Source organism: Cobetia crustatorum (genome assembly GCF_000591415.1).
GTDB lineage: Bacteria > Pseudomonadota > Gammaproteobacteria > Pseudomonadales > Halomonadaceae > Cobetia > Cobetia crustatorum.
In genome coordinates, this window is the sequence record NZ_JEMF01000048.1 from 36981 (window position 1) to 50827 (window position 13847).

10 protein-coding genes are annotated in these 13847 nt (G+C 56.3%); 4 read left to right on the forward strand and 6 right to left on the reverse strand.

Annotated elements, in window-relative coordinates:
• Window positions 1-147: 147 nt before the first annotated feature.
• Window positions 148-1779 (reverse strand): BCCT family transporter, encoded by a 1632-nt coding sequence (locus BF12_RS0111090; RefSeq protein WP_024952341.1) that lies wholly within the window; start codon window positions 1777-1779, stop codon window positions 148-150.
• 565 nt (window positions 1780-2344) lie between these two features.
• Window positions 2345-3100, reverse strand: a complete 756-nt coding sequence (locus tag BF12_RS0111095) for an HAD family hydrolase (protein WP_024952342.1) — start codon at window positions 3098-3100, stop codon at window positions 2345-2347.
• Between the two features lie 159 nt (window positions 3101-3259).
• On the opposite strand from BF12_RS0111095, the gene BF12_RS0111100 reads away from it, so the two are divergent.
• On the forward strand, window positions 3260-4378 hold the full coding sequence (locus BF12_RS0111100) for a phosphotransferase family protein (protein ID WP_024952343.1): 1119 nt from the start codon (window positions 3260-3262) through the stop codon (window positions 4376-4378).
• Window positions 4379-4509: 131 nt separating this feature from the next.
• On the opposite strand, the gene BF12_RS0111105 is transcribed toward BF12_RS0111100, so the two are convergent.
• Together BF12_RS0111105 and BF12_RS0111110 are read right to left on the reverse strand one after the other, a co-directional pair.
• Entirely contained in the window at window positions 4510-6312 is a 1803-nt protein-coding gene (locus tag BF12_RS0111105) for a dipeptidase (protein WP_024952344.1), read from the reverse strand.
• 210 nt (window positions 6313-6522) lie between these two features.
• A complete protein-coding gene (locus BF12_RS0111110) occupies window positions 6523-7413 on the reverse strand; it encodes a LysR family transcriptional regulator (protein WP_024952345.1) in 891 nt (296 codons plus the stop codon).
• Between the two features lie 137 nt (window positions 7414-7550).
• Between BF12_RS0111110 and BF12_RS0111115 the strand changes: the two genes are divergently transcribed.
• The 3 genes from BF12_RS0111115 to BF12_RS0111130 all read left to right on the forward strand — a co-directional run bounded on the left by BF12_RS0111115 (window position 7551) and on the right by BF12_RS0111130 (window position 12111).
• Window positions 7551-8663, forward strand: coding sequence for a 4-oxalomesaconate tautomerase (locus tag BF12_RS0111115; protein ID WP_169734529.1), 1113 nt, complete (start codon window positions 7551-7553; stop codon window positions 8661-8663).
• 121 nt (window positions 8664-8784) lie between these two features.
• Window positions 8785-9939, forward strand: coding sequence for a type 2 periplasmic-binding domain-containing protein (locus BF12_RS0111120; protein ID WP_024952347.1), 1155 nt, complete (start codon window positions 8785-8787; stop codon window positions 9937-9939).
• Between the two features lie 192 nt (window positions 9940-10131).
• On the forward strand, window positions 10132-12111 hold the full coding sequence (locus tag BF12_RS0111130; protein ID WP_024952349.1) for a tripartite tricarboxylate transporter permease: 1980 nt from the start codon (window positions 10132-10134) through the stop codon (window positions 12109-12111).
• 106 nt (window positions 12112-12217) lie between these two features.
• On the opposite strand, the gene BF12_RS21705 is transcribed toward BF12_RS0111130, so the two are convergent.
• Entirely contained in the window at window positions 12218-12541 is a 324-nt protein-coding gene (locus BF12_RS21705; RefSeq protein ID WP_084488082.1) for a helix-turn-helix domain-containing protein, read from the reverse strand.
• Entirely contained in the window at window positions 12451-13350 is a 900-nt protein-coding gene (locus BF12_RS22225; protein WP_169734528.1) for a hypothetical protein, read from the reverse strand. Before BF12_RS22225 ends, BF12_RS21705 begins: the two co-directional genes overlap by 91 nt.
• Between the last annotated feature and the right edge of the window lie 497 nt (window positions 13351-13847).

Sequence of the window (13847 nt, forward strand, 5' to 3'; positions counted from 1 at the left end):
TTCCCCGCTGCCCATGACCGTCAGCGCGATAAAAACGCCGCCTACATCAGATGTAGGCGGCGTTTCTCATTCACTCTTCTACTACTCGACAGAGGCTGTCGAGGGTCATCAGTGATGAAGGCTAGTGATGACCTTTAATGTTTCACATCAATGATGGTCACGCGGATTCACGCGACGATTCTTGACCTCTGGTGCACGGCGCATGCGTTCTTCATCAGCCAAAGTATCAGCCTCAAAGACATCGGCGCCCACCGGCGTTTCGCCGTGACGACGATACAGCTGGCTGAGCATCTGACGGCGGTCAGCGCGCAATTCTTTCACCAGCACCACGATCATGCCGTAGATGATGAAGGTAAACGGTAAGGCCGACAGCACTGAAGCCGACTGCAGCCCCTTGAGGCCACCTGTCGAGATCAGCGTCAGACAGATCGCTGCAATCAACACCCCCCACACGATACGCTTGTAGAGTGGCGGATTGATGGAACCACCATCCGTCATCTGCGCCACGATATAAGAAGCAGAATCGGCCGAGGTCACCAGGAAGATGAAGATCAGGCAGATCGCGACCACCGATAGCACACCACTGAATGGCATCAGATCAAACATCTCGAACAGTGCCGAAGTAATGTTGGCATCAGTTGCGGCTGCAAGGCCAATATCGCCGGTCAGCTCCATGTTGAGTGCTGCACCGCCAAAGACACCAATCCACAAGCAAGCCAGCAGCGGCGGCACGATCAACACGCCCACCACATACTCCTTGATGGTCCGGCCTCGCGAAACGCGCGCCACGAAGGTGCCGACGAACGGTGACCACGCAATGACCCATGCCCAGTAGAAAACGGTCCATGAGCTATTCCAGTCATTACCGTCATAGGGCGACATGCGCAGGCTCATCCCGATGAAGTTCTGCAGGTAATCCCCAATCCCCATGGTAATGGTCTTGAGAATTTCCAGTGTCGGGCCTGTAAACAATACATATAGCATCAGCCCGATGCAGATGATCATGTTCAGGTTCGACAACCGCTTGATGCCCTTGTCGAGCCCCGACCAGGTAGAGGCCATGTATGCGCAGAACATGACGCCCATGATAATGAACTGCCACTGCCAGTTTTCTTCGACACCAAAGACGAAGTGCAAGCCGCCATTCATCTGCAGCACACCCAGCCCCAGTGATGTCGCGACCCCCATCACGGTAGCGACGACCGCGAAGACATCAAGCGCCGGACCAAAGCGGCGCGCCGCAGGATGCTTGGCAGTCACTGAGGAGAGTACCGATGAGACTAGCCCCGCCTGGCCCTTTCTGAACTGAAAATAGCCAATGATCAGGCCCACGACAGAGAAGGCTGCCCATTGATGAACGCCCCAGTTGAAGAAAGCGTACTGGATAGCGTAACGCGCAGCTTCAGGTGTCTCACCCGGCATGTCGCCGAAGGGCGGTTTGAGGTAATGCTGCATGGGCTCAGCCATGCCGTAGAAGACCAGCCCGACCCCAAATCCGGCCGCCAGCAACATGCTGACCCAGGAAAAGAAGCTATAGGAGGGCCGACTTTCCTGCGGGCCAAGACGAATCTTGCCGTACTTGCTCAGCGCAAGGCTGACCAAAAAGATGATGAAGCCAAAGACAGATATCAGATAAAACCAGCCAAACATGCTGGTGACAGCGCCGAGCGCCTCTCCCGCAAGCTCCCCAAAGCGTATCGGGAAACCTGCACCTAGCGCGACTAGCGTCAGAATGATAATGACTGACGCGCTGAAAACGCGTTTTCCTCCGGATGTCATGCGTCTCTACTCCCTGTGAGATGTGACAGCGGCGAAGTGAATCGCGCACCGGGCAGATACTGAACGTATTGGCCATACCACTCCGGCCATCCAATACCCGCACTGCCCCCTAAACATGCAGCTGGCATCGATAAACTTCAAGGCATCGAGCTGAACAAGGGCGTGAACAGCCGATCGCAGAGCGCCTCGAGAAGATATGGCGGCCAGCGCATGCAGCTCACGACAAAGTGCCTAATACCAACGCCTTAATTTGCTATACACTTTATGTACAAAATAAGATAATTCTTATACCACGTCATCAGGAGACACTGATATAAGTCGACCAATCGTGAGTGTAGGGGCTGGCAGCACCTCGAGTTTTCTCAATCAACAAGCACGACTCGCGCGGGAAACGCGAATCTGTTTTTGCTGAGCATTGCGCACTCCTATAGCGCATGGCGGTAGCCTTTGACGAATGGCTTTGATGGTTGGTTTTCATGTATCAAAAATGCCCCCTGCAGACTCACTGCAGGGGGCATTGTCTTTTCCCCATCTCGTTCCATACCCGAGATGATGAATCATCAGCTCACACGTTCATTGATTGAGCCTGCTTCGTGCCGACAGCCATATACCCTGCTTCACGACACAGATCAGCAAACGCATCCCAGTGATTCATGACCTGCCAGGCACCGGTATCACGCAGCACCTGAGCATGCCCGTCGGGAATGTGGCTAGCACCGAGATGGCCCACCACTTTCAGTCCTGCAGCCACTGCCGCTTGCATACCGGTGCGACTGTCTTCGACGACCAGGCACTCCTCAGCGGAGCGGTTCAGACTCTTCAGGGCAAGAAGATAAAGATCAGGGGCCGGCTTGGGGTTGATGACGTCGTCTGACGTAAAGATCGGCAGCTCGCCTTTCTGCATACCTGCCGCGACAGCAACTTCGTCCAGCAAGTCGCGCAGCCCTGAACTTTCGAGATTGATCTTCATCCGCGAAGCCGAGCTGTTGGAGACAATCGCCAACGGCAGACGCTGATCACGAATCCACTCCAATGCCTCACGAACTCCCGGTAGCGCCTTGAGCGAGGCTGCCAGGCGTCGATCAACCTCGTGTCTCACTTGTTCCAATGCATCGACTGGAAGCTTGTGCTGACTACGCCCTTCCATATCCACCAGGATATCGCGCGTCATCATGCCGAGGCAGCGGTCCAGCTCATGCTCAATCTGTTCATCATTTCCGAGATCCGGCAGCCAGATCGGAAGCTGCTCCTTGAGTACGCTATCGGCAATAATTTCGCTATCGACGAGTACACCATCACAATCAAATATCAGTTGCTTCATGCGGGCTCCAGAGAAGAGGGAGAATGGGCAGTGGCGAATAAAAAGTCAGGTTACCTCATGCTATGAGGGCGCAAGGCCGCTAACGCAAGTACACAAGCCCACTCGCTGGCGTGAGTGGTGTAGGGTTTGAGACATCTTTATCGACGAGTCCTCTCTGACATGACCTCTTTCCCCATCACTGATCCACTCACACGCTTGCACGATGGTCTCGTTCTCGCGCTTGAAGCACAGAATATTTCCCATACTGCTATCCAGGCACTGCCGGATAGTGGGCTGGCTCATGCCCATCTACGGGTGACGCTTGCAAACGGGACGACATGGATGGCGCGTCTCCCCAAGCAGAGTCAGATGCGCTTGGCGGCCGAGGAAAATCTCACCTACCAACGCACCTGTTTTGCACGCTGTCAGCCCAGTGGTAATACGCCGCAGCTCCATCATGTACTGCCTCCGAATGAGGATTTACCGCGGGGTGGCTTGCTGGTTGAAGCTATTGAGGGGCGCCCCGCCAGGCTACCTGAGGACCTACCAGCGATCATGGCGACACTCGCCAGTCTGCATGCCCTACCGCTTCCTGAGCAGGCACATCGCTCCCCGCTACTTGCACCCGATTCGCCTTGGCAAGCCATGTTGAGCGAGATCAATACCCAGTGTGACCACCTCGCCTCTGCGGGCATCACCGGCGAGAGCCAAGCCCTGATCGAGACTGAACGCCGCGCGCTGGAATCCTTCGTCAGCAGCGTCTCGGCTCCCACTGCCGTCAGTCTGATAAGTTTTGACGCACATCCCGGTAACTTCTTGATCGAGCATGCCCGCCATACGCAAACAGGCCAACCGCCGCGGGCGGTATTGGTCGATCTCGAGAAGTGTCGCTATGGTTTACCGGGGTTCGATTTGGCTCATGCCACGCTTTACACCTCAACCACCTGGGACATTGCCAGTTACGCCGTCCTCACACCCGAGGAGGTCGTGAGCGCCTATCGGCACTGGCGTGCCCAGATGCACGCCGCAGGGGCTGATGAGCAGCTGATAACCCCTGACACCCTCATGCAGGCACGCCGCGCCATGTGGCTGTGGTCGGTCAGCTGGTGTGCCAAATGGCTGGCACTCAATCAACAGACTCAGGACACCGGGCACAGCGGAGAAGACTGGTCTGGCGAACTCAGCGAAGAGGCGCTGATCGTCCATGTCCGTGAACGTGCTCGCCACTACCTGTCTACCGAGAGCATTACCTGCGTGACCAGTGAATGGCATCAACTGGCCAGCGCCCTGCACGCATGATCTGGTACATCGCGACCCGATTCAATCCTGCCCAGAAACGTAAACACCCGCCGCATGACCTCCATAGAGGCCACACGGCGGGTGTTAACAACTTCCGCAATTGCTCAGTACACGATTATCGGCTCGTCAAATCAGTCCAGGGAATCCTGATTACCGATACGCGCCATCATCTCGGTGAACATCTGTATATCCAACATCAGGTTGTCGACGCGCTTGAACTCACCGGAGGTATGCCCAGTGTAGGTTTCGCCGGGCATCGAAGGACCGAAGTTGATCGCATTCGGTAGCAGTTTGGCAGTCGTGCTACCCGCAGACGAACGCGGCTTGGCATCCATGCCGGTAGTGTCACCGAAGATATTGAGCAGCGTCTTGAGCCAGGCACCGCTCGGATCGCGCAACATCCAGTCACGAATCTCCACATTCAGTGCCATGTCCATGCCCTGTTCCTTGGCATAGGCACTCAGCTTGTCTTGAATCGTCTTGCTCAGCTCTTCCGGTGACTTGTCACCGGCGGGTGCGCGCACGTTGACCGCAACCCGCAGCGCCGCATCTTCGCGCTCGAGATAGGTCGGTGTAACCTTGAGCGGCCCCATGAAATCATGAGAGTACGCCACACCCAATAGCTTACCGTGGTAATCCAGCCCGTAGTTGTCGTTCAGATAGTGAACGGCATCTTCGTAGGCGTTGTCCTGGAAGTCGATGTCAGAGGTCGCCAACAAGCCCGCCAGGCGCGTCACCGGATTGATGCCATCGGCGGGGGAAGAGGAATGCGCTGACTTGCCCGTCACCGTGATGATGACATCCTCGCCCTTCACTTCATTGGCCACACTGAAGTCCTTGCCGTGCGTATCCACATAGCGAGTACTCAATGTCTTGAGCTTGCTGCTCAATGCCTTCGCACCCTCTGCATCACTGGCATGCAGGGTCGCGACCGAACGCTCAGGAATCTGATTGGTCGCAAGTCCACCCTTGAAGTCGGTAATCGCCGGCAGCCCGTCTTTCGCCGTGTCATCACTCCCTGCACGCGTCAGTGGGAAGCGCGCATCAATGGTGCCGAATCCGTTCTCGGCAGTAATCGCCGGATAGCCGCTATCCAGCACGATGTTGTACTCCGGCAGCGTATTCTTGGCCTTGTAATACTCAAAGCCCTCACCACCAGTCTCTTCGGTCGTCTCGATCATCAGGCGAATGGTGCGCTTGACCGGCACATCATTCTCCTTGAGCGACTTCATGGCATACAGCGCCGCGGCGATGGAGCCCTTGTCATCTTCGGTACCACGCCCATAGAGCTTGCCATCGATCAGTGTCATGTCGAACGGATTCAGGTGCGTCCCATCCTCGAGTGTCCAGCCCTCTTCACCCGCCGGCACCACATCACCGTGAGTCAGAATGCCAAATACGTCATCACCGGTGCCTTTCAGCTCTACCTCAAAGATACGATTGTCGACGCTACGGAAGGTCAGGCCGAACTCCTCAGCCTTGGACTTGATCAGCTCACCGAAACGCGCAATCTCGGGATTCTCGTGTTGCGGCTTCTCACCCACCTTGAAGGTCGGCATCGCGACCATCTCCTTGAGGAGTGCTTCGACATCATCACCGTACTGAAGACGGTTATACACCCCTAACAGGCGATAGATATTGACGAAGTCATCGCCCTCCAGCGTTTCGCCAGCCAGATACTGCTCGATGGCGCTAGTAACTGCCGTATCTTCGTGATTACGCTCGGCAACCTGCTTGAGGAAGCCATTGAAGTCTTCCGCCAGCTTCTCTTGATTCTGAGCAATCAGGCTGACCAGCTGGTCGCTCTTGAGAGTGTGTTCCCCCGGTGGAGTACTGGTCTCAGCAGCAATCGCAGGCAACGCAGTGCCTAGTCCCAGAGCAAGACCGAGGGTCAGTGCGGTCTGGCGAGAGGTGACGCGTGTTGAAATCGACATGGGGCATCCTTGTGATGAGCGACTGTCAGTCCCGGCACGCAAGCGATGAGCTAGTGACAGAACTTGTCGCGCAATGAGAAGAGGCTAATGGAGTTGTGGCGGCAATGATCCATCACCGCAAAACAAAATCGCCTTATACATGATCATCTTATGTAATGAAGCGGCCAGCGCCAACCCCGACGAAACTGGGGATTGTCAGTCCTTGATTCGTCAGTTCCAGCGTTTGAGCAGTATCTCGATGAACAGCTCCGCTATCGGCGACAATGACTCACCACGTCGACGTAACAGACCGATGGTACGGTCGATGCGCGGCTCAGGGAGCTCGCGCTGACACAACACTTCATGCTCCGGCCCCGGCATCGCCATTGAGGGCAGGATGGCAACCCCCAATCCACTCTCCACCAAGCCTAGTGACGTGGATAGATGCTGTACCTCATAGAAGCCATCGAGATGAATCCCGGCCGAGAGCAAGGTGTTGTCGAGCAGAATGCGGTTGCCGCTATCACGAGACACGGTAATCAGCCTGACATCATCCAGATCACTCCATTCGACACTCTTTTTTTGTGCAAGCGGATGGTCACGGCGAAGAGCCAGTACGAACGGGTCTCGATAGATAGAGGTGAAATCCACCGCAGGGTGGTGTGCGCTGACCATGTTGATACCAAAGTCTGCCTCACCAGACACCACCCTTTCGACACCCTCATTGGCACTGATATCAAGAATGCGGATACGGATGCCGGGATAGGCAATATTGAACTCGCGCACCACACTGGGAAGAAAATAGAAGGCCGCCGTTGGCAGACAGGCAATCGTCAGCATGCCCTTCCTATGTGTCGCCAGTTCGCGTACTCCCGCCAGCGATGATTCATAATCTTCGAGAATCTTGCGGGCTTTCGGCAAGAAGTCACGACCAATAGGCGTCAAACGACTCCGACGCGTGGTCCGCTCCAACAACTTGGCTCCCAACACATCCTCCAGCTTCTGAATGCGTCGCGAAAGCGCCGGCTGGGAAAGATGCAACCGCTCTGCTGCTTCATTGAAGGAATGGTTTTCCGCCACCTCCACGAACGCCGATAAATCCAGAAACTCCAATCTATGCATGCAATTATCTCATTGATTCATTTTTCGGATTAATGTGAGAATTGCATATATTATAGGATTTATTTGCATTTGATGCATGGATGAGAGGCTGTAATGCTTCAGAAAGGCGCAAACAGACAGGAGCGCGTTTCAACATGATGCATTCACTTCCTTGCATAATCCTTCGTGGCGGAACCTCTCGAGGCCCCTTCTTGCGATTGGATCACCTTCCCAAAGATGACGATGGCCGCCGCGAAGTATTGCGCAAGGTCATGGGCTCAGGCCACGTACTGCAGATCGATGGTCTTGGCGGAGGCAATTCGTTGACCAGCAAGATCGCCCTCATCGCTCCTCCTAGCCATCCTGAAGCGGATGTCGACTACCTGTTCGCGCAGGTGGATGTCGAGGGTGATCAAGTCGACTTCTCTCCGAACTGCGGCAATATGTTGGCAGCAGTAGGGCCTTACGCCATCGAGACTGGCATGGTCGAAGCCAAGGACCAGGTCACGCATCTGCGGATTCATAACCTCAACACTCGCACTCTGATCGACTGCCAGGTACCAACGCCCGGCGGCCGCGTCGCCTACCAGGGCGACACTCAGATCAGTGGCGTTCCAGGTGCTGGCAATGCCATCAAGCTCGGCTTTCTTGGCGCAGTAGGTGCCAAGACAGGCAAATTGCTGCCCAGCGGCCAGGCCATCAATGTGATTGATGGTATTGAGGTGACCTGCCTGGACTCCGCGACACCGGTGATTCTCATCGAGGCGGCAAGCCTGGGCTGGCAAGGCAACGAAACACCGGCCGAGATGGATGCCAATCTGGAAGCCATGGCACGTCTTGAGAAGATTCGCCTCAAGGCAGGTGAGCTGATGGGCATGGGAGATGTGCGTGGTTCAGTACTGCCCAAACCCGTGATTCTCTCTGCACCCCGTACGGACACTGGCACACTCTGCACACGCTATTTCGTGCCGCATCGTTGCCACGGTGCTCTTGCCGTCACAGGTGCCATCACGCTGGCCGTGGCTACCAGCGTCCCGGGAACTCTGGCGAATCGTATCGCACTCGCTGCGGGTACCATCACTGCGGATAGCCTGACGCAGCACGTCCAACTGGAGCACCCCGCAGGCTTCCTGGATGTCGAGGTCGAGCACGAAAATACAGACCCCATGACGCCGAGCCGAGTCTCCCTCCTGCGTACAGCACGCAAGATCATGAGCGGAGAGGTCTTCATCGACCTGCCAGATTCCGTGGTCATGCCGCCACGCACATGAATGCACCACGGTATAGCCGACGATAACAACCGTTCTGCCTGACGAACGAGCTCTGCCCTTCCCGGGCAGAGATAACGCTCCACCAATTAGCAGTCTTCCAATAATAATCAGGAGTCAGACCATGTTCTCTACTGTGTCTACCCGCGAGCACCACGCCACCCCATCACGCCGCCATTCACTCAAGCATCATGCACGCACGACTGCCATGGCTGTCATGTTGCCAATGATAGGCCTGCTACCGCTTTCTTCAGCCGCCCATGCCGCCAGTGACGTCCCCGACACCTTGACGTGGACAGTACCGTTCGGCGTTGGTGGGGGCACTGATGTCTGGGCGCGCTTCATGTCCAACTGGGTCACCAAGGACCTGCCGGGCCACCCCGCAGTCGTGATCGACAATGTGCCCGGCGGCGGCTCAATCTCCGGGGTCAACCTGTTCAGCAAGCGGGCTGGCAATGGTGGGGATGAGATGCTGGTCACCTCAGCTTCAACCCAGTATCCCGCCATGCTGCGTGACCGCCGCGTGCGTTATGACTATGCCGACTGGGAACCGATCTTTGCAGCACCGACTGGCGGGGTCGTCTATGCCTCAAGTTCGCTGGGCAAGGACAGCGCCAGCGCGCTGAAAGCCCTGTCCTCTCAGGAAGTGAAGTTCGCTGGCCAGAACCCGACGGGACTGGAGATGCCGGTATTGATGGCATTCGATCTGCTCGGTTTCAAGGTTGACCCTGTCTTTGGCATGAAGAGCCGTGGCGAGGGCCGCCTGGCTTTCGAACGCGGCGAAGTTGCATTGGATTTCCAGACCACTTCAGCATTCAAGAGCAACGTCACACCACTGGTCGATGCTGGCCAGGCGATCCCGCTGTTCAGCCTGGGCATGATGAACGATGAAGGTCACATCGAGCGAGACGCGTCCTTCCCGGCACTGCCAACCTTCTCCGAGCTATATCTGGCACAGGAAGGACACTCTCGTGACGATGAGGCCTATCAGATCTTCCACAAGTTCTTCGCCTCAGGTTACGCCATGCAGAAGATGCTGCTGGTGCCTAAGGATATCGACCCTGAATTACTGGAACAGTACCGCCAAGCCGCGCGTGACCTGGCCAAAGACCCCGAGTTCCTCAAGGAAGCTGCCGTGAAGGTTGGACCCTATGGCCTGATGGTAGGCAAGGCTGCCGCCGCTCAGCTACATAGCGCCATGCAACTCACTGAAGCACAGCACGCCTGGGTCAAGAACTGGTTGATGGAACGTCACAATATTCGACTTCAATCCCGCTAAGTCGTGAGGCCAGTGTCATAACGGGTGCCTTGAATCACAGATAGCGTCATGCGCTCACGGGATATGAGGCTTATCCATCCCGTGAGCAACTGCCACAGCGCTTCCATGAAGGCTGCAACGCACCTGAAAAGCGATTGATCCGAGTGGCTATCTGCTTGCGCGCCAGACAAGAAAAAGAGGTTGATAAACGCCATGATCGACACCCTGCTGTCCAGTATTGGACATGTCTTTACGCTGCCCCATCTGCTGTTCATGATGATCGGCATCTTCGTTGGCCTGCTGGTCGGCATCATTCCCGGACTCGGTGGCATCGCCGGCATGGCGCTACTGCTGCCCTTTCTATATGGACTTGATCCCGGTTACGCACTGGGCATGCTGATGGGGATGGTCGCGGTCATTCCCACTGGCGATACTTTCGCCTCGGTACTGATGGGCATCCCCGGTTCCAGTGCCTCTCAAGCCACAGTGCTTGATGGCTTTCCATTGGCCAAGAAGGGCCAGGCAGCGCGCGCGCTGACCAGTGCCTTCCTCTCCTCACTGTGTGGCGGCGTGATCGGCGCCATCATTCTTACCGGCTTCATCCTGGTCGCCCGCCCACTGGTATTGGCCTTCTCGTCGGCTGAATTATTCGTGCTGACGCTACTCGGCTTGACGATGGTTGCGGTGCTTTCTGGCAAGAATCTCTTCAAAGGCACCGCCGCTTGCGGACTGGGCCTGCTGGTGGGTGCAATCGGCGCTGCTCCCGCGACTGGCGAATATCGGATGAATCTGGACATCGACTACCTGTACGACGGCATTCCGTTGATCGTGCTGGGCCTCGGTATCTTCGCCGTACCTGAAATCGTCGAGCTACTGATGGGTCGTGGCAGCATCGCCAAGGACGGCAATACCGACCTGGGCAAGGGCTGGTCTGCCGGGATAAAGGATGTCGTAAAGAACAAGTGGCTGGTCGTCCGCTGTGCCGGTATCGGCAGTCTGATCGGCACCATTCCGGGTCTTGCCGGCTCCGTGGTCGACTGGATCACCTACGGCTTCGCGGTCAAGACGGCCAAGGATCCGAGCCAATTCGGCAAGGGTGATATTCGCGGCGTCATCGCGCCGGAATCTGCCAACAACGCCTGTGCGTGTGGCGCCATGGTCCCGACGCTACTGTTCGGGGTTCCGGGTTCCGGGACGGCCGCCGTCTTCCTGGGAGGGCTCCTGCTGTTAGGCCTCGAACCGGGCGTGTCGATGATCACTACTCATCTCGACATGACCTACACCATCATCTGGTCGTTAGCGCTGGCCAACATCCTCGGGGCAGGCCTGTGCTTGCTGCTGGCTCGTCCCGTGGCGCAGCTGACCCGTGTACCCTTCGCGATTCTGGCACCCGCCATCACCATCCTGATCATGTTTGCTGCCTACCAGGCCAGTCGCTCGCTGGGTGATTGGGTGGCGCTGGCCATGATCGGCATGCTGGGCGTGCTGTTCAAGACAGCCGGCTGGTCACGTCCTGCCTTTCTGATCGGTTTCGTACTGGCGCCGGGTGCCGAGAACTACTTCTACCAGAGCCTGCAGTTCCACGGTGCCGAAGCCTTCCTTCGTCCGGGCGTGCTGATCATCCTCGGCCTGATTCTGCTGGCCTTCTTCCTGCCGGTGATCCGCAAGGCGATCATGCGTCGCCGTCAGACGCACGAGGTGGTCGACAGCGCCCCCTCTCCGGAAGAAGATTTACTGGAATCGCGAGGCTTTGGTGGCGTCGATCTACTGCTGTTGCTCATGATGGCAGCGGTTGGAATATGGGCACTCTTCGATATAAGCGGCCTGATGCCGCTGGGCAAGGCCTTCCCGACGCTGGCTGCTTTCATCACGCTGCTCTCGGTAATCGCGGTGGTCTTCAATGGTTGGCGGCGCGGCATGATTCGAGTAAAGCAGCCAGCAACCAAGAGCATTGCTGTGGTACTGGGCTTCTTCGTCTTGATCGGTATCAGCGCAGTGCTTGGCTTCGTATGCACTGCAGTAATCTTCTGCCTTGGTTTCCAGCGGATCGTGGCGCGCAAGTCGCTGGGCTTCTCCGCCCTGTTTTCACTGGGCGTGGCAGTCTTCCTGCTGGGCATGCAGCACACGATGAATTTGCACTATCCAACAGGCCTGTTAGACGACGTGGTGCTTCCGATGGTGCCTTTCCTCTAGACCACTTTCCTTCTGAGCGCTCTGCATCAAAATGAAAAACGGGCAGCCAATGGCTGCCCGTTTTTCATGCCTGCCAAGCCCTGGAGATCTATCTGCCACCTGACCCTCATCCGGTCTCATGAAACCTGGCACGTGCCTCCTGCGGCGATAGCCCGAAGTGGCGGCGATAGGCAGTGGCGAAATTACAGGCGTGCGCGTAGCCCACACGATGTGCTACCTGCTGGATGCTCATGCCCTGCAATAGCGCCTGCTGGGCACACTGCATACGGCACTCCCGCTGGTAGTGGCCCAACGATTTTCCATAAGCTACTCGAAACTTCTGACGTAAACTCGACGGGCTCATACAGGCCAGTCTCGCAAGCTCACCCAGGGGATGAACAACCTGCGGAGAGGTGTTGAGCGCTTGCGTACCGCTTCGAGATGTCGACATGGTGAGGCATGAATCGCAGCAGCCGATATCACGGCGTCCCCAGCACTTTCGCTCACGGGCCTGCCATGAGAAATCGAGGCCTTGGAGCGTGTCCCGTACCGTGCCGTTTGTAGAGCCTTGCTCAGTAGCTGCAGTCCAATCCCCTGCCAGTGAAGCAGACAACCTTCTTCACACATGGCCACCTCACTTTCAGCGGCTGGCATGCTGGCTTCCAGTTGCTGATACAAGCTGAACCCCGGCATCCAACGTGATGGATGCGCGTATGAGCTGGAGATATGTGAGACAGGGCCATCTGAGGCATATGGCGGATGACTGGTTGTCTGGGTATCCCAGATGCCAAGTCGTTTGCGTACATTCTCCGGTTGCTGACGCTCTTCTTCGATAAGAAGACTGATGCAGCGTAATCGTCCAACAGCGTGCCAACTTTTCAGTAGATGAGGCGATGTCCCATGCGCATTCACTGCCCGAAACACCCCGCCTTCTCCCGCAGCGATATCGACCCAGCGCCCATCATGCCCTGCCAGTGCGAGCGTGCCCTCCAGGACAAGACAGAGATATACCCCATCTCGAAAGACATGCTGTCCCTGATGTGCACGCATGACGCTCATGTCACACAGCGTCAGCATCGCCCCCTGCCAAAGAGATATCTCACGTACCCATCCTTGGCTGCGTGGGTAGCGTACCTGATACCAATCACCTGACTGAGGATAGGTCATCGCCAAATGCGCGATTTCTGCTGGCGAGCCAACAGGCTTGCGTGGTCGCTCTGCGTCACCCACGTCAACGAAGACACTCGATAGATCATGCATGTCAGAGCAAATCCCTTGCATCGTAATTCATGGTCCTCACTCCTGCGATGTCTTCACTGACGAATACAGGTCAAACGCCAGAAAAGGCGGTAAAACACTCGGTTACACCACAATTTATGCAAGAAGTCTTGATAAGTGACCTCAAAATACAACGATTATCAAAAGCAAATCAATCTCATTGACGATTTGTGTGAGATTTTCGCTTCACATCCACAGGGGTTCTCCAAGCCCTCAGGCAATTTCGCCTTTGCGCCACAGGACCCATTTGCCGACACGGTGCCACCTATCATCACTCATCCCCTCTATCGACATCAGCGACTGATACTTTCTGTCTGCCATGAGAACACCCTTGCCACCAACACCTTTCCTGCTTGAAAAAGTCGGCTCACGCTGAGCATGATGGAAGCAGAGATATCTCAATGAAAAAGTGTCATTCCCGGTAGTTGTCAAGAAATCTGTCGCCTCTGAGTTCCTTCAAGCCGCCTGTTTTTCCGGTT